Source organism: Streptomyces sp. BPTC-684 (genome assembly GCF_030028635.1).
Taxonomy (GTDB): Bacteria; Actinomycetota; Actinomycetes; order Streptomycetales; family Streptomycetaceae; genus Streptomyces; species Streptomyces noboritoensis.
This window is the reverse complement of record NZ_CP124863.1, coordinates 708,947-730,783: the sequence shown is the minus strand read 5'-3', so window position 1 is coordinate 730,783 and position 21,837 is coordinate 708,947. Positions and strand designations below refer to the sequence as shown.

General features: G+C 64.2%; 18 protein-coding genes and 1 pseudogene. 9 read left to right on the top strand and 10 right to left on the bottom strand.

Features of this window, described 5'->3' with window-relative positions; all coding sequences use genetic code 11:
• Nucleotides 1-329 precede the first annotated feature (329 nt).
• From QIY60_RS03195 to dndB, 5 genes are all read right to left on the bottom strand, one after another.
• Nucleotides 330-2,042: a hypothetical protein gene (locus QIY60_RS03195; RefSeq protein WP_283141032.1), complete on the bottom strand. Its 1,713-nt coding sequence runs from the start codon at nucleotides 2,040-2,042 to the stop codon at nucleotides 330-332.
• 134 nt (nucleotides 2,043-2,176) lie between these two features.
• Complete coding sequence (gene dndE, locus QIY60_RS03190; RefSeq protein WP_283141031.1) at nucleotides 2,177-2,554, bottom strand: DNA sulfur modification protein DndE; 378 nt, start codon at nucleotides 2,552-2,554, stop codon at nucleotides 2,177-2,179.
• Nucleotides 2,544-4,571 carry a DNA sulfur modification protein DndD gene (gene dndD / locus QIY60_RS03185; protein ID WP_283141030.1) on the bottom strand — a complete coding sequence of 676 codons (2,028 nt, stop codon included), beginning with the start codon at nucleotides 4,569-4,571 and terminating at the stop codon, nucleotides 2,544-2,546. Before dndD ends, dndE begins: the two co-directional genes overlap by 11 nt.
• Nucleotides 4,558-6,156 carry a DNA phosphorothioation system sulfurtransferase DndC gene (dndC, locus tag QIY60_RS03180; RefSeq protein ID WP_283141029.1) on the bottom strand — a complete coding sequence of 533 codons (1,599 nt, stop codon included), beginning with the start codon at nucleotides 6,154-6,156 and terminating at the stop codon, nucleotides 4,558-4,560. Before dndC ends, dndD begins: the two co-directional genes overlap by 14 nt.
• The gene (dndB, locus tag QIY60_RS03175; RefSeq protein WP_283141028.1) at nucleotides 6,153-7,292 is read right to left on the bottom strand and encodes a DNA sulfur modification protein DndB; all 1,140 of its coding nucleotides are present in this window, start codon (nucleotides 7,290-7,292) and stop codon (nucleotides 6,153-6,155) included. The genes dndC and dndB overlap by 4 nt, the downstream gene beginning before the upstream one ends.
• 247 nt (nucleotides 7,293-7,539) lie before the next feature.
• Here dndB and dndA point away from each other — a divergent pair, with 247 nt between their 5' ends.
• Nucleotides 7,540-8,706 carry a cysteine desulfurase DndA gene (gene dndA / locus QIY60_RS03170; protein WP_283141027.1) on the top strand — a complete coding sequence of 389 codons (1,167 nt, stop codon included), beginning with the start codon at nucleotides 7,540-7,542 and terminating at the stop codon, nucleotides 8,704-8,706.
• 21 nt (nucleotides 8,707-8,727) lie between these two features.
• On the opposite strand, the gene QIY60_RS03165 is transcribed toward dndA, so the two are convergent.
• Both QIY60_RS03165 and QIY60_RS03160 read right to left on the bottom strand, forming a co-directional pair.
• Entirely contained in the window at nucleotides 8,728-10,164 is a 1,437-nt protein-coding gene (locus QIY60_RS03165) for a DNA phosphorothioation-associated putative methyltransferase (RefSeq protein WP_283141026.1), read from the bottom strand.
• Nucleotides 10,165-10,881: 717 nt separating this feature from the next.
• Nucleotides 10,882-11,277 (bottom strand): hypothetical protein, encoded by a 396-nt coding sequence (locus QIY60_RS03160; protein WP_283141025.1) that lies wholly within the window; start codon nucleotides 11,275-11,277, stop codon nucleotides 10,882-10,884.
• Nucleotides 11,278-12,727: 1,450 nt separating this feature from the next.
• Here QIY60_RS03160 and QIY60_RS03155 point away from each other — a divergent pair.
• Nucleotides 12,728-12,907 (top strand): annotated as a pseudogene (locus tag QIY60_RS03155) (hypothetical protein); the annotation flags it as partial.
• 315 nt (nucleotides 12,908-13,222) lie between these two features.
• On the opposite strand, the gene QIY60_RS03150 reads toward QIY60_RS03155, so the two are convergent.
• The gene (locus QIY60_RS03150; RefSeq protein WP_283141024.1) at nucleotides 13,223-13,903 is read right to left on the bottom strand and encodes a hypothetical protein; all 681 of its coding nucleotides are present in this window, start codon (nucleotides 13,901-13,903) and stop codon (nucleotides 13,223-13,225) included.
• 911 nt (nucleotides 13,904-14,814) lie between these two features.
• Here QIY60_RS03150 and QIY60_RS03145 point away from each other — a divergent pair.
• Together QIY60_RS03145 and QIY60_RS03140 are read left to right on the top strand one after the other, a co-directional pair.
• Complete coding sequence (locus QIY60_RS03145; RefSeq protein WP_283141023.1) at nucleotides 14,815-15,228, top strand: hypothetical protein; 414 nt, start codon at nucleotides 14,815-14,817, stop codon at nucleotides 15,226-15,228.
• A gap of 485 nt (nucleotides 15,229-15,713) precedes the next feature.
• Entirely contained in the window at nucleotides 15,714-16,304 is a 591-nt protein-coding gene (locus QIY60_RS03140; RefSeq protein WP_283141022.1) for a hypothetical protein, read from the top strand.
• Nucleotides 16,305-17,405: 1,101 nt separating this feature from the next.
• On the opposite strand, the gene QIY60_RS03135 is transcribed toward QIY60_RS03140, so the two are convergent.
• Nucleotides 17,406-17,804 (bottom strand): DNA-binding protein, encoded by a 399-nt coding sequence (locus QIY60_RS03135; RefSeq protein ID WP_283141021.1) that lies wholly within the window; start codon nucleotides 17,802-17,804, stop codon nucleotides 17,406-17,408.
• On the bottom strand, nucleotides 17,801-18,085 hold the full coding sequence (locus QIY60_RS03130) for a hypothetical protein (protein WP_283141020.1): 285 nt from the start codon (nucleotides 18,083-18,085) through the stop codon (nucleotides 17,801-17,803). The genes QIY60_RS03135 and QIY60_RS03130 overlap by 4 nt, the downstream gene beginning before the upstream one ends.
• Before the next feature lie 468 nt (nucleotides 18,086-18,553).
• On the opposite strand from QIY60_RS03130, the gene QIY60_RS03125 reads away from it, so the two are divergent.
• From QIY60_RS03125 to QIY60_RS03105, 5 genes are all read left to right on the top strand, one after another.
• Nucleotides 18,554-19,411 (top strand): hypothetical protein, encoded by an 858-nt coding sequence (locus tag QIY60_RS03125; RefSeq protein ID WP_283141019.1) that lies wholly within the window; start codon nucleotides 18,554-18,556, stop codon nucleotides 19,409-19,411.
• 15 nt (nucleotides 19,412-19,426) lie between these two features.
• Entirely contained in the window at nucleotides 19,427-20,215 is a 789-nt protein-coding gene (locus QIY60_RS03120) for a hypothetical protein (protein ID WP_283141018.1), read from the top strand.
• A gap of 115 nt (nucleotides 20,216-20,330) precedes the next feature.
• Nucleotides 20,331-20,531, top strand: coding sequence for a helix-turn-helix domain-containing protein (locus tag QIY60_RS03115; protein ID WP_283141017.1), 201 nt, complete (start codon nucleotides 20,331-20,333; stop codon nucleotides 20,529-20,531).
• Between the two features lies 1 nt (nucleotide 20,532).
• On the top strand, nucleotides 20,533-21,015 hold the full coding sequence (locus QIY60_RS03110) for a hypothetical protein (RefSeq protein WP_283141016.1): 483 nt from the start codon (nucleotides 20,533-20,535) through the stop codon (nucleotides 21,013-21,015).
• A 98-nt stretch (nucleotides 21,016-21,113) separates the two neighbouring features.
• Nucleotides 21,114-21,602 (top strand): hypothetical protein, encoded by a 489-nt coding sequence (locus tag QIY60_RS03105; RefSeq protein ID WP_283141015.1) that lies wholly within the window; start codon nucleotides 21,114-21,116, stop codon nucleotides 21,600-21,602.
• The last annotated feature ends 235 nt before the right edge of the window (nucleotides 21,603-21,837 follow it).

Sequence of the window (21,837 nt, the reverse complement as noted above, 5' to 3'; positions counted from 1 at the left end):
TGACCCTGGCCAAGTGAGATACTTCGTCTATCGGAGTTGATGCATGGTCTCTACGTAGCGATTCTCTGACTTCGTTATAGAAGTGCGCGTAGCTTAGACTTGCATCTCTTTCGAAGGAAGCCGTGTCAACGATTCCGCTTATGTACCAGACGGCCCAGGTCGAATTGATATCGGACTTGAGTAGCCACCCTAATGGGCCATGGGCGAAAGGCGGAACCACTTCTCGCGCAAGTGCATGGATCGGATCCGTCTCCCACGGGGAGCTGAAGGTATCTTGGGCCACCTTTACCCAGGAGGCCAAGCTCTTAGTGTCCATGGTGGCGCCTCAGTCAGGGCTTGTAGTTTTCTACGCGAGGAAGACGTTCAGGGTCCTTACGATATTCGACCCACACCTTGGCCCACCTCTCCCGGACAGCCTTTTGGTCCTTCTTCAGGCCGACGCGCCAATCTCGATTGAAGTACTGAAGATTTACGCCTTGGAGCCAGGAGTCCATAGTTTCGGTCACGTCGGCGACAGAGCTCAAGGTGAGGTCGCGATCTGTCAGGAACTGAAAATAGTCGGCGCTTAGGATGGTGAGGTGAATCTTGTTGTACAGGTTCGAGTTGGTGTTCCCCCATGCATTATGGGAATTTTGGTCATCGTCGCCGAAGCGAGTTCTGATTTCCCAGAAGAATTTAATAGCCACATCGCGCCAAGGCCCATCAGCGGCTTGCCAGATGATCTGTTTACTTTCAAGTGTTTGGCCGGCTGAAACGAATTCTGAATCTTCGAGGAGCTTCCTGCGCCAAAGGTCGGCAAAGTCGACACTCTGGCCGAAAAGTTTACCTCCCTTGAGTTCGCGAAATATAGCGGTCAGGGATTTGAGCACCGTCCACTTCAGCAGTCCGCTTGCGTCGCCACCAATCCCTGTCTGCACGAGCCCCTTGAACGGACTGTCGCTAGACCTGGTCATGTATGCGACGGCCTGGGAATCATCAAATGGAATCCCTGCGCGCCGCAGGCGATCCGCTACCGGCTCTGTTTCTTCTTTGGAGAGAGAAGTGGAGACGATAGTGCCAAGGAGTGCTGGTTGCATCGGAGTGGCTTTCTGGTTAACCACCACGAACTGGAATACATGTTCCGAAGGGCTGGGGTCGAGCAGGAGTGAGATGGGGAGCGAGCGAGCCTTCAGCTCTAGGACTTTCCTATTTGTGAGATCCGGGTCCTCCCCGCGATTGATCCCTTCGGCGGCGAGTTCCATTCCCTCCTGAGTTCTTGTGAAATTCTGAGCGGCGTAAACCGCACCGTGGAGGCGATGCTGTCCATCTACCAAGACGATGGGGCGCAAGTAGCTCAGCATTGCATCGATACTGAATCCTGCCAGAGTGTCTGGGCGTTGTTCCGGGACCATCTCTCGAAGGATCGATGCTCGGATCTTCAACTCCTGATAGAAGTCCAAGATCTGAGTTTCTTCTACCAAGAGAACCGAAGTCAGATCGACTGACTGCTCGACTGTTTCGGAGTCTGATGAAAGGTCTTCAGGCGCCAACTCTTCTTGATCTGTATCTTCCTCATCGGAAAACTGGGTATGCCAGCCTTCATTTTGGTCGCGCGCTTGATCCAAGATAGCTCGGCGGCGATCTAGATCGAGGGGGTGCTCTCGGAGTGCAGGGACACGCTCTTCCAGCCGGTGGCACACTCGCTCCAGGGCGTCAAGAAGCGTGAGGCCATCAACGGATCGACTTCGGATGGTCAGATGTCCGAAGTTGGGATGTTGTGGATCTTCTACGAAAGTAACTGCGAGCGGGTCCTGGAGGGCGCCGAGTAGCGGGTTCTGAACGACATTGCGTTCATCGCTGAAGAAATGGGCCAGCTCACGAAGTCGTGCACGGCTCTCTTCGCGTTGCCAGCCCACAGTTTCGCTATCGCTGAGGCGGCGCCGTTGGGGAACTCCGACCCAGCGGTCGATGTCCGTGGCTTTGGCGGAGAAGAGTAGGAGGGGCTTACTGGTGCCTGACTCCCTTGAGACATACACCGGGTACTCGAAGATCTCCTCGGTCATGCCCGCTCCCCCTGCTCACGAATCGGCTCAACTCGCGCGATCTTACACGTGTTGCACGTCACGTGCGTCTGGCTTGTGTCGTGCAGGGGGGAGCCGCAGCCCGGCGTGAAGTCGGTGATCTGGTAGAGGTTTTGTTACCTTGCCGTCGACGAGATGAGCCCTTCGACCGTGGTCATCTCCTTGTGGGCACCGAGATACCCGATACCCCGAGCCAGGTGGATCGTGAGCGTCTTGGAGACATTCTCGTCCGTCGGCTCCAGGCCGTCAGCGACGCAGCGCTGCTTCAAGAGAGCCAAGTAGAGGTCTCCGTGCTGGCCGGCAAAGGTCTTCCAGGACATCTCGACGTTGGAGTCGGTGACGATGTCCTTGACCAGCGGGGTGGAGGCATCTGCCAGCGAGAGGGCGAGGGCCCAGCGGCACAGGACGTTCCACTGGGAGATGCCGGTGGTGCGCTTGAGGCGCACCAGGCGGTCCTTGCTCGGGGTGGCGAGGCGGATGTTCTCAAGCGACATTCTGAACTCCTTCGTTCCACCAGTAGCCCTCGACGACGCTGGTGGTGAAGTCCGTGTCGTCGTGGACCAGGGTGTACGTGTGGGCGACGGACTTCTTCAGGCGGCCCAGCAGGTACTCATCGATCTCCTCGTCTGTGGAGAGGAGGAGGACCTGTTCGCTGGCGTACGGGAAGTAGCGGTCGACGAGGTGCTCCCGGTGACGGCTGTCGAGGCGGCCGAGAGGGGTGTCGATGACGCTGGGCAGACGGTTTCCTGCCACCTTCATCAGCCCCCAGAGGAGGGAGATCGCAAGGAGCTGCCGTTCACCGGCGCTGAGCCGCCCGGGGTCGAGGGCTTCGCCTTCACCGTCGGACAGGGTGAGCGTGAACTTGTCGGTGTCGATCCTCAGGTCATGGACCAAGCCCTGCTTCCGCACGAGCTCCTTGAAGCTCTGCAGGACAGCGACTTCCAGGCGGTTGATGTGGCGATGGAGCAGAGCCTCACCGAAGCGTTCCAGAGTGCTGCGGGCCTTCTCCGAGTACTTGATGATCCGCTCGACCTCTTCGGCCTTGACCTTGGTCTGAACGAAGCTCTTGTGAGCGCGCTCCAGAGCGGCACTGGCATTCTCTCGTCGCCGCTTCAGTTCAGTGATCCGCTGGTCGTCGCGGGCCATACCTTCCTGAACGCGGGTGACCTTCTGAACCTGCTCGTCACGGGCCACCTGGAGAGCCTCCACCTTGCTCTGCGCAGGGACACCGGCCAGCTGACGGTCCAGCTGATCTACCTCTTCGGAGGCGGTGGTGGCCTGTTCTAGGAGTTCCGCTGCTCGTGCCTTGTCGCGGACCAGGCCCTCGTCCAGTACGGAGATCTGCGCCATCGCGTCGTGAGGAAGACCGAGATCGACCTTGAGGGCAGTGGACTTCGAGCGCTTGGCCCTGTCCTGGTCCAGCTTCTCCATCACTTCGGAGCGGGCGTTCTCAGGCAGGAGCTTGAGCAACCACTCATCGCGTTCGGTGAGGACATCGAGAACCTGTCCTGCCTCCGCCGCGGAGTGCTCCTGCTTGGCCTGCTTACGGAGGTCTTTGAGCTGCTTCCCCATCAGGAGGAAGGGGAGCGGGCCAGCCGCCAACTGGATCAGTGAAGCACGGAGGTCGGCCAGCTGGCCGACTGCGCGCTTGCGCTCGGCGTCCAGTTCAACGCGCCGCTCGAAGAGCCCGCCGCCCTCCTTTTTGAACGCGTCTTCGAGGTCACCGAGGTCACGCTCAGCCTTGCGGAGGGTCTTCGCGCGGTCGGCCCGCTCTTGCGCCGCGACATCCAACTCCTGCTGCACAGAGGCAAGCTCTTGCTCCTGCGCATGGATGTTGTCCATCAAATGCTGCTCTTCGGCAGAGAGCTTCTGGCGGCGCTGGAGCGCGAGGAGGTCGGTACGGAGTTGCTCCACTGTGCTCACGCCGAGGAGCGAGTGGACGGCCGACTCGATGACCGTCGCAGCGCGCTCGGGATCGGCGAGCGACTCGATCTTTTCCCCATCGAAGAAGGAGAGGGAGGCGACCTCCAGCGGGACTAGGTCCTCGACGTGGTCGGCCCACCCCTCGCTGAGATGCCGGCTGAACTTGAGCTCGGGCTGCGCACGGCGTGTGGCTTGGCCCTTGTCGCCGTAGCTCTCGTCGGCGAAGACGTTAAGGAACTCCTTCAAGGACTTCCCGCTGGTGTGCCAGCTCCGAACGACCTTGTAGTAGTGCTCCTTGGCATCCACCGTGACGGTGAACTCCAACGTGATCGACGAGCCGCGGGTCGGGTCGTGCTGCCGGTTGATGCTCTCGCGGAGGAAGGTTTCGTACGCCTTGTTGCCGCGGCCGCTACAGCGGGCCCGGGGTCCGTAGAGCACGAGCTGGATGGCGTCGAGAAGGGTCGTCTTGCCGCAACCGTTGAGACCGCCGATCAGGATAATCGGCTTGTTCTCCTTCACGGTGAGGTCAAGAGACTGCTTACCTCGGTACGCCCCGAACTCTTCGAGGGTGATCTTACGCAGGAGCATCGATGCCGGTTTCTTCGTCGAAGGTCGGGTTGGTCTCCGCGTCCTTGCGCCACTGCTTCTTGCGCTGAGCGAAGGCGAATGCGTCGTCGCGGTCCTCGTAAAAGCCCTTCTGGACAGCCGACTCGAGGGCATGGAAGAGACCGGAGCGCCGGGACATGGTCCGATACTTGCGCTCCACGGAGAGCAGCTCACGCACCATGTCGTAGTGCAGCTCGTCGCCCTCACAGACCTCCTTGAGGAGCTCCATCTCATCGGCACCCATGACGAGTTGCTCGTCGAGTGCGCCGCCGGGGAAGTCCTCGCCCGTAGCCTCCTTGTAGATCCTCGGCACGCTGTCCTCGACCTCGTGCTTGTCGAAGACCCAGATACGGCGGATCTCGTGGAGTTCGGCAGGAGTGATCAGCTCGATGTTGCGGACGTGCTCGGGCGCGTGGGCCCTGATCCAGGTCTGAGCGTCGAGGAGGTCCTTGAGCCACTTCTCCCGGAAGCTCTGGAGGTACGGGCCATGGACGACCACATCTTCACCGTCGCTGCGACGCGTGAAGAGGTTCACCTGGCCGTTCATCCGGCGGAAGTCGCGGGCCGGCCGGTCGGGGCGGGCGTGGGGCAGCTTCTTGACCGGGTTGTAGTCGGGGTCGTCCTTGTCCTCGACGAATCCGAAGGGGGAGTCGAGCTTGTCCCGGAGGTCCAGGAGCGGTCGCATCCACTCCTTCTCCTCGTCGTTACTGATCATGGCATTCATTGACTTGTCCTGCTCGACCAGAGTGCAGGTCCAGCAGCCGAAGCGACTGGATCCGCAGGACGGTGTGGTCGAGTCGACGACCAGCGGGCACTCGCCGTCTTCTGAAGCGCCCTGGTACATGGTCAGCAGGTCGTGATTGTTGTAGCCCCAGGGGTTGGGCTTCTGCATCAGGTATTCCCAGACGTCGTCGTTAGTCCAGTCCTCGACCGGGCTGTAGACGAGCGAGTTGGGGAGGTTCGCGTTGGGGGAGAGGCGGTCGCGGACACGCCGCTTCTCGTGCTTCTCCATGGCGCGGGCTCGGGCCTGGCTTTCCGTCTTGCGGATACCGAGGACCATGATGGCCTCACCATGTGCCGCCACGACGTTGCGGATGAAGGAGTTGGAAGGCTTGATCTTGAGCCGCTCGGTGCACCAGCGGAACTTCGGGCGCGGGGCGGGGTAGCCGCGGCCGATGAGGTTGACCCAGAAGGTGTCCTTGATCTCCGGGGTCAGCCGGTGAGGCTCAACGGGGAGGCCCTGCTCAGCGGCGGCCGTCTCCATGGCTTCCAGTGACGTGGTGACCCAGGCAGCCACAACGGGGTTCTCGACCAGCGTGTCCGTACTGATGACGTGAACCGTCTTGGTCCGCTTCTCGGCCGGCAGCTCCTTGAGGGCAGTCCAGACCAGCTGGAGGACAGCAGTGGAGTCCTTACCGCCGCTGTAGCCGATGACCCAGGGAACCTCGTCCGCGGTGTACAGCTCGCGGACCTCCTCGGTCAGCTCGGTGGTGACCTCGTCGAGCGACCGCCCGTCGAACGGCAGCCGTCGTACGGTGGGGATACCAAGAGGTAGCGGAGTGCTCATGCTTCGCCTCGCAGATAGGCGTTTTCCACACGCTGTTCCTCCGGGCTGAGGTCCAGGCCAAGGTGGTTACGCAGGTAGTTCACGGTCAGGGTCACGTTCTGGTGGCTCTTGGAGACACGGCCTCCCACGATCGCGCGTCCTTCCCAGTGCGGATTCGCCCGGGTCCAGTTCACCGTCTTCAACGGTGCCAGTTGCTTCTTCCACTTGGAGGGTGCGGTGGACTCCCGGAACAGGGAGTTCCCGATACGCCCCAGGGCGTGGAGCGCGATGCCGTGGCTGTGGATGAAATCGCGGCGCATCTCCGTTGCGGAGAGCTCTTTGTTGCGGACCTGTGCCCACTCGGGGAGCGACTTGTCGATCGCTTCCCAGTACGACAGCGCGAGATCGGTGGCCTTGGCGGCCTCGATCTGCAAGCCCTGCAACAGGGCCTGGGTTCCGAAGTAGAGGGCGCTGAGCGTGAACATCATCCGAGATCGGGGTGAGAGGTTGCTCTTCTCCATCTCGACGTAGCCCTTGAAGGTGCTCGACTGGCTGATCATCGAGCGGACTACCTGGGACGACGGGTCCCGATGGTCGTAGAGGACACCGATGGAGCGCGCCGGTCGCACCGCGTGCCGGTTGAGGTCGGCGAACATCTGCTGGGACCGGGCAAGCCCGGTGTCCTGGAAGAAGACGACGGCGATCGTCTCCTCGCCGAGGTCGGGGTTCTCCTTGAGCGCGAGCTCGATGGCGGCGCGTCGGTGCTGGCCATCGTTGATCAAGAACCGGGCGTCCATAGGGATCCGGAGCTGCCCTGTACGGAAGCCGGTGCCGTCAGGGCTGTGGCTCTCGAAATCCATGTCACCGTCGACGGAAGCGGTGAGGGCGCTGAAGATGTAGTCGTCCGGGTTGTCCAGGATGTACTTGGACAGTGCGGGGAGGCGTCCCTTGTTGAGGATGCGCTGAGCGCGCAGCTCGGGGGACAACTCGTCCTCGTCGAAGATAAAGATCTTGGGGATCAGGCGTAGCGGGCACATCGAGACGTAGAACTCGCGACCTGCCTGGATGCCGCGAATTGCCGGGAAAGTGTACTCGAACCCGGTAGATGTGCGTGGGGCGACGACTCGGGTCGTAGGTGCCACAGCTTCGTTCTCCACTTCGGCAACTTTAACGTACTCGCGGTCGCTGACGTCCCTAGTTTGACGTACCAAGGCGTGCTCCTGTGCGCAGGGCGCAGTTGGAGCAGTGGAAGCGACCGGCGAGGTGGGAGTGCCCGTCTTGGCGTATTGCCACCTGCGAGGATGACGTGAGCTGCTCTTGTTGTTGGCGTACGTAGGGGTGCCCTGCTGTGCGCTAGCTGGTGACGCGTGTACGTTAGCGGATTGACGTACACGGTGACAGTGAATGACCAAGAAGTGGGTGGCTGATTTGGTGGTGTATCTGGATGTGGCAGCAACGACGCGGGTCGACCCTCGGGTCGCCGACGTGGTGCTCCACTGGATGACCGAAGACTTCGGGAACGCCGGCAGCCGTACCCACGAGTACGGAACCAGGGCAAAGAAGGCGGTCAAGGAGGCGCGGACATTCCTGGCGGGAACGGTCGGCGCCAAGGTCGAAGAGGTCATCTTCACCAGCGGAGCCACCGAGTCCAACAACATCGCGCTCCTGGGTATCGCCCCGTACGGGGAGAAGCATCAGCGCCGCCACATCATCACGTCCGCCATCGAGCACAAAGCAGTCGTCGAGCCCCTGCTGCACCTCCAGAGCAAGGGGTTCGAAGTCGACTTTCTGAAGCCCGGCCCTTCGGGGCGGATCACTACGGAGGCCGTGCTGGAGAAGCTGCGCCCGGACACCCTCCTGGTGTCACTGATGCACGTGAACAACGAGACCGGCGTGATCCAGCCCGTGGCTGAGCTCGCGGAGAAGCTGAGGGCGACGCCGACGTACTTCCACGTGGATGCTGCCCAGGGGTATGGGAAACTTCCCGAGGATCTGACGGCGCCTATCGACTTGATCAGCATCAGCGGCCACAAGGTAGGGGCGCCGAAGGGCGTGGGAGCGCTGATCACGCGACGGCGTGGTTGGGACAAGGTGCCACTGGAGCCGATCATGTTTGGCGGCGGGCAGGAGCGGAAACTTCGCCCGGGGACGCTGCCCGTACCGTTGATCATGGGGTTCTACGAGGCGGCCAAGATCTTCCAGGAGTCGCGAGGGAACTGGGAGCGGGAGGCACGCGATATGCGCGAGCGCATCTTGAAGGCGCTCGGTAAGACTCGGTTCAAGGTCAACGGCGATGTGGATCATTCGGTGCCACACATCCTGAACGTGACCTTCGACGGCCTGAACGCGGAAGCGTTGATCGTGCGGCTGAAAAACCAGGTCGCGGTCGCTACAGGGTCGGCGTGCACTAGCGCCTCGTACACGCCGAGTCATGTTCTAACCGCGATGGGGCTTCCCGAGGACGTCGCTGCGAACGGGCTGCGCTTCTCCTGGTTCCCCAGCCAGGTTCTCGACTTCGATCCAGAGGAGCTTGCGGAGACAGTGGCACGGATGCAGCCGGACGCACCCTGAAGCCCGTATATCTTACCGGGATCAGTCGGTTGCGCGGTGCACCAGGCGGTGGCCGCGCAGCTCGCGTCTGCAGCGGATCAGCTCTGCTTCCCAACCACTCTCGGTACCGATGAGGTGAGGGTGCTCGTACAGTCCAGCCTTGATTTCTGAGTCGGTGAGACGGCGGTACTTCTGGGCGTCCGGGTCGTCGGGCGCCAAGAACTCGTGCTTCCTGTGTAGCAGAGGGCGGTTGGCGGAGTCGGAGTACGAGATGTGTGAGGTCTCAAGAGTCTTCAGGTCTACGAGGTAAGACGACGTGATCCGCGGGTGAGGATCGGTATCGAACTCCGGGTAGTCGAGCCAGCTCACTGAGCGACCTTGATGCTTGAGCTTGGTAACGGCCCACTGCTGCGGGCGGCCAGCGGCGATCGACGCGCAGTGCTCGTACAGCCGCAGGACGGTAGGCATGTGATCGACCGCGCGGCGGTGCACGTAGAGCGCGGTCTGGGTCAGCTTGCCGACTGCGGATGCGTGCATCGCGCTGCGTACGTAGCCGTCGTCGCGGAGCTTCAGTAGGAGGCGGTCTGCCCGCTGACACGCCTCTTTGTAGGAGGAGAAGAACGCGCGGACGTCGAGCTGGACGCTGAGAGGCAGGCCGTTGAAGGGGCCGCGCCCGTTGAAGAGTTCAACGGCCAGGAACAGCAAGGTGTTGAGGGTGGCGCGTTTTCCGCCTTCGCCCACCTTGTCCGCGTCGGCAGTGTCGCGGGTGAGGCGTTTGAGCTCGCCGGGTTTGAGGTGGGCCAGCAGCTCGGCCATCGGCCGCGGCATCTCCTCGACGTGGGGTGGCCGGCCACGCCGCTCGAGGTAATCGATGAGCGACGCGATGGCCGTGGTGGTGTCCTCGGAGGTGAGCCATTCCGCGTCCGGCACGATGCGGTGGGCCAGGTAGCTCAGGCGAGCGCTGTCATTCTTGAACGCGTAGACGATGCCGGGGGCAGCAGAGACACAGCGTGTGCCTGTGGTCTCTTCGACGTAGTTACGGATCTCGCTTGAGCCGAAGAGGTGCTGGAAGGTCCTGCGGCTGGTGAGCAAGCCGTCCCCGAACTCTTCACCTCGAACCTTGGACTTCTCCCAGGTGAGGCGAGTGGAGACGATCAGAACGGTGGTCGCCAGCTCCCAGGCGTGTAGCAACGTCTGGCGGCGCTCTTTCGGGTCCTCGATGACGTTGAGAACGTAGGTGAGCAGGACGACGTCGGCCGGAGCAGTGGGGCAGTCGGGGCTGTAGTACGGGTCCCAGCCGGTGATACGGCAGTCGAGTCGTTCCAGAGACCGGACGTCACCGCCGCGGCCGCAGCCGTAATCGAGGATGGTGCGGCCAGGGGCAAGTTGCTGGTCGGCCAGAGCCTGACGGGCGGGGATGGAGAGCGTGGCGCGACCGATTGCTGTACGCCGACGGTCACTGTTCCAGGACTCCTGCATGGGGCCTCGCTGAGTTGTGCGCGGTGCAGGCAGGTTATCCATTCGGTACAGGGCTGTCCCGAGAATCGGCGGGTATCTCGGTGCAGTGCACGGGCCTTGGTGATCTAGGCAATGGCCCGGGTGTCTGCCCGCGCCCCGTGGAGGCGAGTCGGAGGGCGTCCGCGCCGGGTGCGGCGTGCGTCAAGAGATCGCACGTAGCGCCCGTAACGCACACTGAACCCTGGTCCGAATTGTTCCTGGTGTGCTGCTGACCTGTGGTTTTCTTTCACATGTTTCTGATTCACATCTTCCCGATGACCCATCATGTTGAATGCGTCGCGATCCTTGAGCCTGCCGAAAAGGGCGCCTGACCTGCGGTATCGCCGAGTGTACATTATGTGCGTTGTGGGCGTTACGGGCGATATCTTGACGCATATTCGACGCACGTGAGGCCCTTCTGACGCACGTTTGACGCACGTTCTGATGGGTTGTCAGGTGTGCGTTTCTGCAGGTGGCGGTGCGTCAGATGCGGCCTTCCAGGAGTCCATCTTTACTGTCTCTTGGTGAAGCCGTGCCGGTTATGGTCTGATTTGAGGCTCAGTCGGAGCGAGGTTCGTAGCGGCTTCGGTGGCTGAGGAACGGCTCAAGATCTGAGCTGCTGGGCTGCGACGGTGTGGGCAGTTTCGGCGCCAAGGCGGACTCGGTGAGCTGTTGTAGGTGGGCGTCTGCGAACGCGAGTCACGCTTCGATTTCGGTCCTTTCCTGCCCGGGGGGCAGCGATGTGGCGTGGTTGCGCACTGCTGTGACGTATTCGGTCAGGCGCTTGATCTGATGCCAGGCATCCGCCTGTTCTTCGAGGTGCTTGATGCGATAGGCGTGGGTGTACGCGGCGCGGGCCTTGTGTGCAGCGCTTTCCCAGCTCTGCTGTACCGCCTCCTGGGCTTGCTCGTCTGCATGGCGGTTGCGTTCCGCGGCTTCGCCGCGGAGGTCGACTTCTTGCGCGATTTCGGCGAGCTGGTCTTCCAGGGGCCGGCCAGGGTGATCGGTCCATTCGCTGCCGCGGTGTGCGGTGCCGCCGCGGAGGATGAGACGCAGCCGGTTGGCGGGGGTGTAGTCGAAGCGGGGGATGCGCATCCACGTGTGCCTTTTGGCGTCGGCGAGTTCCTTGTCGGTGGGGACGTGTTTTCTGTGGTCTTGTTCTTGGAGGACGAGGAAGTCGATGCTTTCGCCGTGGGCGGTGACGGTGAAGTGCGGTGCTGCCTTCCGGCGGTGGCGGGGTGGGGGAGCGGTTTGAGTGGGGCCGTGCCGTATGGCCTTGTGATTCGGTGGCGGTGACAAGGGCCTGGATGATGCGCAGGGCTCGGCCGTAGACTGATTTGGGCAGTCCCATGTGGTGGGGTTGCTGTTGCAGGGCGGCCACCACGGGATGGGGCTGGGTGAGTCTCGCTGGCACGATGGGCGGGGTGAGTTCGGCGAGGCGCCAGGCGGGGATGTTGACGAGCGTGATTTCGTAGCCGCGGTGGGTTTGCTTTCCGCGGAGCTCGTGTGTGTGAGGGATCTTGCCGGACTTGCGTGCGGCGCTGGCCCGCGATGCCCAATTCGCCGCGTGCGGGCCGGATTCGACCGGCTTGATGAGGAAGTTGTTGTTGACTGCCAGCTCTTCGAGGAGCTGGTCGGTGTAGTTCGTGCGGCCCTTCGGCGCGGTATGCGGCGGCGTCAGCGTTGTTCCGGGCGCCTGGGGCACTTCGTTACTGTGCTCCCGGGGGCTGGTGTCGCCATCGGCGAGATACTCTCGCCCCTTGTCGGTTAGCTGGGCGTTCCAGTGCCCCCGGCGTTTGGTGACTTTGATCAGTCCTCGGCTTTGCAGAGCCCGAGCGCTGAACTTGTGGGTGCTGTTTGCCCAGACTCCGTCGGGGCACCCCTGCCCCACCCAGTCGAGAACGGCTTGCTGCCGCTCATTGAGGTTCCTGTGCATGCGGTCCTCCCGCGCGTCCTCTGGCGTACTACCCGGGAGACAATGCCCGCCGCTTCCAAGGGAATTCCGGGGGCCATGAGAGGCCGTTCGTTCGGATGAGACGTGCTGCGCGGCCTGTTTAAGTGGAGAACAACCGGGCGTTGGCGTCTGCGGAGAGGTGGAGGGGAACGGCTGCCCGTCCGAGAACACGGGTGCCGCGACAGTGACTGCCACCGCGCGGGGTCTGTTGACGGGAAGCGTCTCCTCTGTCTGTACGAGTCGGTCGAGCCGTGATTCGGGTAGTGTCCCGTTGGTCCGTCACGCCACGTGTGTTTACTGGTTCGGCGGGGCACTTTCCGCTGCGGCGGGCTCGTCGGGGTCGCCGTCGTGTGGCAGAACGTATTGTGTGGTTTTTACCGCCAGATGGAGCGGGAGAGGCAGCCCCAGAGTCACGTTGTAGTCAGGTGGGTGACGGCAGCCCAAGCTCCCGGCATACTGGACTTCTCTGGTACGGCGACAACCGCGATCTCCAGTGCAGCCGGGTTCCATGCGTTGGTGCCCGTGTCGATGACAGGCTCCGGCTCTTGGTCCTCTTGCTGGCTTGCCCTGTGGGGTGGGCGGGAAGGATAGAACCCCAGCAGTGGGGCGTACGGCATCCCTCAGTCGCTGCCCGCTGACAAGATGGCAGCGGCCGGGCCGGACTGGCTCACCAACCTTGTTACTCAAGAGCGGTGGGGCCTTGGCTACATCAAGGACCGCTACGGCGACCCGGCGACGGCCTGGGATTTTTGGAAGCGGAACCACTGGTACGCCAAGGGCACGACGAGTGCATCCCCGGGTCTGGCCCTGGTCGGCGAGCAGGGACCCGAGCTGATCGACATGCGGGGCGGAGAGACGGTTTTCTCCGCTCGTGACACCTCCTCCATGTTGGAAGGCCGGAACGTCACCGTTCACGTGCATGCGGCTCCTGACGTGCCCACCGAGGAGACCATCCTTCGGGCCCTGGAGCGCGCACACATCATGCACGGCCTGTAGTTCACGCGGCTCACGATGCTTTGGTGGGCCGCGCGCTCCGCTGGGTCGCATGTAGGTGTTTCGAAACGGGCGCTTTCGGCATGTGATGCGTCACACGTGCTTTGCTGGCGCGCCAATTTCCGCACGTTCCTCAGTTCGGCTGCGTCGGGTGCGCCAGCTCCACACTGTGTGCCCTACGAGGGCCACCGCTACGACACAGGCCCCGATGCGTACCGTGTTCAAGGTGACGATGAGGACCTGCGTGTCCGCCTCGGCCCTCAGTCGCTCGTTGGCCTCGAACACGGTGACCACCGGAATGAGCAGGCGGAACGGGAGCCCGCCGACGCCGGGGGTGCGTGCCACGTTCCCGATGAACCCCAAAGGCGCACCGAAGATCACCGCGCAGGCTGCCCACACGGCGATATGGTCCGTGAGGAGGCTGCCGCCGTGGTCCGGTACCAGCTGCTCTTTTATCTCTTCCGGTATCGAATCGTTGGACGCGGACGGAATTCCGGGCACAGGCGTGGGGTACAGGTCCTTGAAAACGTAGTAGGTGATTACGGCGACAATCAGACCGAGCGGTGCCAGCAGCGACGACTCGATTTTCGAGCGGCGCCAATAGCCGACCAGGAACGCATAGCACGCCCACGTCCATCCGATGGAGAACATGGCACCCACACCGGAGACGACGGAATTGTCTCCCCTCTCGGAGGCGGGGCCGATCAGGCCGAGCAGCACACCCCCCACGACAGCCACGGCGACCGGCATGACACGGGTGCGCCACACGTGCATGTTCCCTCTTCCCTGTTCCTTGAACCCAGTTGGCGCCGCTTCGGGGCTGTACGTGAGAGTGTGGCCCCGCAGCGGCGCCAACCTACCTCACCCGCCGCGGAGTTACCGCTCGGCGGCGGTGCCGGATACTAGACGACGGCGTAGTAGGTAGAGCACCTGTAGATCAATCCCGCTGTGATGCTTGCCTGGGAGACATCACCGGCAACAGCGCTGGAGCGTCTCCTGTCGCCGTTCATCTCCGCCGTGGACGTGTGGAACTTCGACGGGTGGTAGTAGTTCGAGTAGCACCTTTTCATGGTCGTACCGCCGGATGTAGTGAGGTACCAGCCGTAACACCACGTGCCGCCGCTGGACGGGTTCGTGCACTCATCCACCTCGGCGGGGCCTGCCGCGACGCCTGCCGTAATTGTCACCACACCCCATTCGGAGGGGTTGCCCAGTTCTGCGGGCACAGGGGTGCCGTCGCCCCGGTGGTGGACGGTAACGGTGGTGGTGGGGGCGGGTAGCCCCGGGGTTCTGTGCTGCGGCGGGCGTTGTCAGGAGCCCGGCCGCTAGGGCCGTTCCGGCAACGCAGAATGCGACTGATCTGACAGAGACTTTCACGAAACTCCTCCCGTAGTCCCCCCGTGGGGACTCGAACAGATTTTCTATAGGCCCACACTTGCCTGGAAAGGGAGGTCGAACGAGTTGACCGAAAGCCCTGCTTGATCGATTTGCGGGTTTATTCCGGATATTTCTTCACATGGCGACGCCCCTCTTGGAGTGCTTGCGCGAGCATCCCCCTTGAAGGCTGATGATCTTGGCGCCCCCACCTCCTATCGCCTCCGCTGTGGTCGGCGGCCCTACGAAGGGAGTCGCCTATCGGCGAGTACCGGATCATTGTCCGTGACAACCAGCTCGTTCCCATCGGAATGATCGACGACTACCTCTCCCTTGAGATGGTCCTGAAATTCAACGATGTCGGGCAGTGGACGCTCAAGATCAATTCGGGCAGGCCCCACGCGCGTCTCCTCCAGCCGGGTTGCGGCATTGCCGTCTACCGCGAAGGCGTCCCCGTGCCCGTGATGAGCGGGCCGGTCCAGGGGATTCAGAAGTACTGGACAGTCGACACGGATTCCGGCGAAGGCGCCCTGTTCGTCACCGACGCCGATGGCAACCAGATCGTTGCCTCTCGTCTTGCCTTCCCCGATCCGGGCAATGCCGTGGAGCAGCAGGCCAGGGCAAGTGACAGCGCCGCAGGCCGGCCAGGGAGGTCGGTCCATTCGTTGCCGCGGTGTGCGGTGCCGCCGCGGAGGATGAAGCGCATCTGGTTGGCGGGGGTGTAGTCGAAGCGGGGGATGCGCATCCACGTGTGCCTTTTGGCGTCGGCGAGTTCCTTGTCGGTGGGCATGTGTTTTCTGTGGTCTTGTTCTTGGAGGACGAGGAAGTCGATGCTTTCGGCGTGGGCGGTGACGGTGAAGTGCGGTGCTGCCTGCCGACGGTGCCGGGGCGGCGGATGGAGTGGGGCCGAGTGCCGCCGTGTGGCCCTTTGATTCGGTGGCTGTAATAAGGGCCTGGATGATGCGCAGGGCTCGGCTGTAGACGGATTTGGTCAGTTCCATGCGGCCCGACAAGTGCCGCTGGCCGAACTGCTCGACGAGGAGGTCGATTTCACCCCGCGGCACCGTGTGCCGAACCCGGACAGCGTGCCACGCTCCCCCCGTGCCCTGCTTAGTCGGCGACCGCCATGAAAGCTCAACTCGACGCCCTCCGGGACGCATTGCCACAATTGGGCGCCCCCCGGGCGCCTGCTATGTCTGGCGTCCCCACCGTGACGCTGGGCGAGCTCTCCGGGATCGGGACGCTCACCCTGCACCGTCACACGGCTCGAGTCCTGCACCACGACGCACCGGGCCCCGACCGGACCGAACCAGCGCTGACGAGCCAGGACGTGATCGCTGGCTGTCCCGCCAGCGGCTCAGTGCTCGTCAGTCCCGGCGACGGCCCCGAGGCCCGGGTGCAGGCCCAGGACATCCTTATCCCGGCAATCGCCCGGACCTTGGTCGCCCGGATCGCGACGGACGAGCAGGTCGGAGCCCGGCTCGGGCCGGGTGTGCACGCGGTGCGCGTGAATCCGGAGCTTCTCGACCCATGGTTCGCGGTCAGCGCCCTCACTCGCGCCGAGAACGCCACAAGAGCAGCCCGCACGTCCACCGGAACGAGCGGCGCCTTGCGCATCGATGTGAAACGCTTGCGCCTGCCCGTACTGCCGCTCGACGAGCAACGCCGTCGGAGCGAGACCCTGCGCCGTCTCACCGAGTGGGATACTGAGCTGTTGCGGCTTGCCGAGACGGGACATGAGGTCGTTCAGGCCCTCACCAGCGCTCTGGTTGATGGAAGGCTCGACCTGTCGGATGTCTGAGCCTGCAGCCTCAACGATTACGTCGGCAGCGACCGACGCCTGGATCGGACGCTTTCCGGGGCCGACCAGTCGGTAGTCGGTCGGGAGGCTTACGTCCTCGGCGAATGTGGCCGGGTGGTGTTGGCAGAGGCGAGGATACTGGCCGCGCCGACACCTTGGCGTGCGTCAGAATGGCGCCCGTAGCGCCCGTAATACACATGGCCGATTCGCCGGAATTGCTCCTACAGCCTCGGTGACCTGGGCCTTCTTTCACATGCTTTTGTTCCACATGTTTCGCGATGACGCATCACGTTGAGTGTGTCGCGATCCTTGAGCCTGCTGAAAAGGGCGTCTGACCTGCGCGTTCCTGCGGTGTGCAGGATGGGTGTCGTGCGTTACGGGCGATATCTTGACGTGCGGGCGACGCGCGTTTGACGCATGTTCTGATGGTGCATCAGCACTCTTGGAGTGCAGGTCGAGGGGCTGTGGCGAGGCGCCTCCGCTTCGGTTTACCAGGCCTTTGCTGGCCGGGGCTGTTCGGCACGGCCGAGGGGAACGTGGATGAAGTGGCCTGGTCGTACGAGTCGGGGCCATACGGGCTCCAGCCGTGCAGGAAGGGCCTCAGGCCGTCGGCGTTCGCGTTCGGGACGTCAGGCATCCGGGGTGGGGTGTTCAGTGGGTCCAGGTGTTCCAGGTGGGTCTCGGCCCAGGTGAGTCAGGCCTCTGCCTGGGTCTTGGCTTGTCCGTCCGGCATGGCGTGCATCTGCACGCCGACGACGTCGAGGTAGTTGGACAGGCGTGTTGCCTGGCGCCATGCCTTCGCTGGGGCTTCGAAGTGTTCGACGCGGTATGCCTCGGCGTATTCGGTCCTCCAGGGGGCGTTCGGTGGTGTCGGCCCACTCGCTGGCGCGGTGTGGCCGGTCGCCGCTGAGGATGATGCACGGGCGGTCGGACGGGGTGTGGTCGAACCTGGGGATCCTCACCGGTGCCTGCCGCACCTGCCCCGCGCCCAGTGCAAGGGCGACTCCGTCCCCCTGCCACCGGCCGACCCTGGGGAGGCAGCCTTCCGCAGCGGTATCCCGGCCGTCGGCAGTGGGCGACCGCCAGGCCGAGAGGGGCGCGTCAGACTTTCTCGGCCACGATCCGGGGGTGGTCCGCGGTGAGCAGGGCGATGTCCTCGAGGTCGGAGGTCAGGATGGTGATCCGTCCGGGGTGGGCGAGGGCGGTGGCGCAGAGTATGGCGTCGATGGCGTACTTGTGGCCGTGCAGCTCCGCCGTGCGCAGCAGAGTGGCCGCGGATTGGGCGACGGTCTGGGTGACCGGTTCGACCCGCAGCCGGGACAGCGTCCACTTCAGCGCGGCGTCATTGATCCTGGGGTGGATCACCGCGGCGAGCACCGCGGCGGAGGTGACGACGGGAAGGTCGGCGTCGCGGGCAGCGGTGAGCCACTCGTGAACCTCGCGGTCACGTTGCACGGCTTTGGCCAGGCCTTCGCTGTCCAGGATGAGGGCGCCGCTCACGCGCCCGCCCCAGCCCCGGAGGGGGCGGTGCCGGTGAGCCTGGCCCGCTTGGCGGCCACGGCCTCCGGATCGGCGGGGCCGTTGGCCTTGTCGAAGTCGGCGATCAGCTCGTCCAGGTTGTCGCGCTCGATCTGCCGCTGCGCGGCCTTCTCCAGGTAGGCGGACACGCCTCGCTTGCCGACCCGCTCGCGGATCGCCCGCAGGGTGCCGGCGGTGAGGGAGACGGAGATGCCGCTGCTGGGGCCGTCGCCGGGAGGGAAGTCGGTGTCGTCGTCAGCCATAGCATGAGTATGGCATTCCAAATGCTACAAGGTGACGCCTTTCTTTTTCGGATGCTCTTGAGTCGCATCATCTCGATGACCACCGCGTCGAGTTCGTCGCGATCCTCGAACCTGCGTTGCCGAGTGGGATCTTCGCAGCTCGGAAGCGGGTGTAGGCGCTCGACCGGGGCGCCGCGCCGGCTGGTAGGCGGTTGTGGTGGCGGGTGGCCTCCGGCGGTTGCCCGCCGTGACGAAGGGGGACGGTGACCGGCCCCGAGTGGCGTCATGCCCGGCAGTGGGCCTCGGCGGTCCAACTCGGTTGCGGAATGGGTCAGATGTAGTCGCACTTGGAGCTTTGGCGGGAAAGATCGAGGAAGTTCGATCACCCGTGTCCCTATTGGGTGATTAGGGCGGTCTTATGTAGTGGGGGGTGATCGCTGGGGGCGCCAGCCACCCGGTGCCGTGAGGGAACCCATAGGGAGATAGGCGATGTCGCCTGCCGTGAACCGCTCACTGCTGGACACAGTCGAATCCGTCTTTCAAGCACTCGCTGCCGACCCGAATCCGCTCACCCTCGACGAAGACCTATTCGGGCAAGACGTTCTGTCCAGGCCGGTTCCGGTGGACGAAGTGAGGTCACTGTTGCTGGAGTGCCCGGAGACGGAGACCCGGGACGCTGTCTGGAGAGCGCTCGTCCGCCGCGCTCGCAGAGGCGAGGACCGGGACGCGTGGGTGCTCGCCGCGGTGGGAGTCATGCTGCCGGGGCTGCGTCGTATCAGCAAGAAGCAGGCGGGCGGACCGCAGGTGGACCGTGGAGACTTGGACGCCGAGGCGGTCGCCGAATTCCTGGCCGCACTGAACAAGGCCGATCCAGCGGCCGACGGCCTGTCGAAGCGACTGTGGTGGGCGGCCTTCCGTGGCGCACACCGTGCCCGTCGGCGCGACCTGGATGCCGTTCAGCATCTCGCATCGAGTCTTGGCGAGAGCATTCCCTCGGCACCGCGTGCCCCCAGCCATCCGGATCTCGCGCTGGGCAGGCTGTGCGAGGAGGGGATCATCAGCCAAGCGGAAGGAGACCTCATCGGCCGGACTCGAATCGAAGGTGAACCGCTCGCGGTTGCCGCGCGGCGACTCGGCATCAGTTACGAGGCATGCAGCAAGCGGCGTGGCCGGGCGGAACGCCGAGTCGTGGAGCATCTGACCCGACGTGAACCAGATCAGCTGCCGTCCGGCGGAGCCGATGCCACTCGGCCGCTTGCCCTGCGGAGCATCGGGCAGCGGGGGCCGGGCATGAGGAGGAACGGGAACGGAACCGACCCCTTCGGAGTGATCCCCGTCGCGGCGTGAGGAAGAGGGGTCCATATGCCGTGGGCAGGTGAATGGGCGCCGCTGGATTCGGTTGAAGCGGCGTTCCGGGACCTTGACGCCAAGTCGGCAATCTTCTCCCTCGATGTCGACGGCATGGACATCGAGCACGAATTCCCCGAAAAGCGGGCCCCGTTGAGGGATCTGCGCACCCTGCTCCTGGACAGGGCGACACCGTACGCAGTTCGGGAGGACGTATGGAAGGAGCTGGTCTTCCGGGCGCAGAGCGAGGGAGGTGACTGGCCCCTCGCCGCGGTGTGGATGATGGCGCCCGGGCTGCGCGGAGCAGCGGCCCGGGTGGTACGAGGCGGTGGGGTGCCCTTTCCGGACACGGAGGCCGAAGTGATCGAGGGCTTCCTCAAGGAGCTCAAGTCGATCGACGTCGATGCGCGCGGAGTGGCATCGCGGTTGTGGTGGGCCGGCTACCGGGCCGGCTTGCGTGCCCGGGCGACGTACACCGGCGCGCTACGAGCTGTTCCTCTGGTCGATCGCCGGGTGTTGCATGCCCAGCGCCCGCCCTCGGGTCACCCGGACTTCGTACTGGACCGAGCGGTGCGCGCCGGCGCTGTCACCGCTGACGAGGCCGAGCTGATCGGCCGTACCCGGATGGAGAACGAGGGGTTGGCGGATGCCGCGCGCCGCCTCGGTATCGGATACACCGCGTGCCGCATTCGGCGTGCGGTCGCCGAAGAACGCCTCGCCCGCTACTTGCTGGTCCCGGGAGCCGACACCGGGCCGAATCTCCCTCCGAGCCTGACGCTCGCGGAACTGGCAGAGGTGGCTTGACATGAAACACAGAACCGAAACTCCTCCGATCACGCTGCGAGAACCTGCGCAGGGAGGCACCGATGCACCATCGGATCACCTGGCTCGGAAAGGAACCACCACACAAGGAATCACCGTGCGGGAACTGCTTGCTCTGCCGGCCGTGGTGGATCTGCGCATGGCCGCCGAGGTGCTGCACGTGGGCAGGACCAAGGCGTACGAACTGGCCCGCCACGGCAGGTTCCCGTGTCCGCTGCTGAGGATCGGCAAGACCTACCGCGTCCCCACCGCGCACCTGATCAGACTGGTCGGCCTGCCCGACCCTGAGAGCCCTTGACATGAGCATCCTTGACCAATACCGGGGCGCCAGATGGGCGCCCCGCCATGGCTGGAGGCCCGACCGCGAGGTCATCCTCGCCCTCAGAGCGGTCATCACCGAACACCTGGGCGGCGAAGCCGGAGACATCCTGCCTTCGGACGGCTTGGTCCCGGATGCTCTCGGAGCGGTGGTCGCGGCCCCCAGCACGAACGGCACACCAAGGCCGTTCGTGTCCGTCAGGGCCCAACTGCCGACCAGCCTGCGGGCCGATCTCTGGGGATTCGGCACGGTGCTGGCAGTTGAGATGGCCGACCGTCGTGCTGAGCCCGGCGCTGGAGGGCTGCTGCTGGTCGGCCGCGAGCGGCACCCCGTCATACGACCCGGACGGGGACTTGCCGCCGCGCTGATCGTCCAGCGGCTGGGCAGGCGGCCGGGAGACTGCGACTTCCGTGTGTACAGGAACATCGACGAAATGAAGGACCCGCTAGGGCGGGCAGCATGAGCCAAGTGTCCGCGGTCCGTCTCGGACCTACCTGCTGAAGCCCTTGAAGGTAGCTGCCGAAGAGCCGAGCCGACGGCTCTTGGGAACGGGGAGCTGTCATGTCGCCGAAGGAAATCGGACAACACGAGCTGCACCGATGCCCGTCCTGGTGTGTCGAGGACTGCGGCCCGGACCGTGACGACGCGCACCGGTGCGCGCCGGTGCGCCTGGGGGTACCCGGGGAGCAGGGCGGACGGGCCTCCCCGTCGATACTCACGGCGTACATCGCCTGGCTGCACGAGGATGAGGACGGGGCTGATGGCCGGAGGCCGGAGGTCTGGGTGTTGTCCGACGCCGGCAGCGCCGAGCTGAGCCTGGAGCAGTTCGACGACCACATCCGGGATGTGGAGAGCCATGCGCTGCGGCTGCGTGCACTGCGGACCCGGTATGCCGCGGTCCTCATGGGCGCGGAGGCGGAGACCGGCAAGCCCGGGGTCGCCGATGCGCGCGCCGTTCGTATGCCATCGAGATCGCTTGCCCGACATGGCTCAGCGTCCGTCAGGCCAGGCTGTGCGTGCGCCGAGGGCGGCAGCGGTCAGGCCGGCTGACTGTGCCTGGGGACGTCCGGACCGCGAAGCCGAAGCCCGCAACGAGCAGGGGGAGGCACGCGGTGAACCCGGCTCGGCGGGACGAGGCGCGGGCTCGGTCCGCCGAGTACGCCGGTGCCCATGGTTCGGCCTGCGCGATCTCGATGGGCAGGCCGCGGCTTTGCGGGACTTTCGGTCCTGTCTCGTTTCGCTGTCCGGAGATCTGGATGGATTTGATGAACCGTCAGGATGCGCT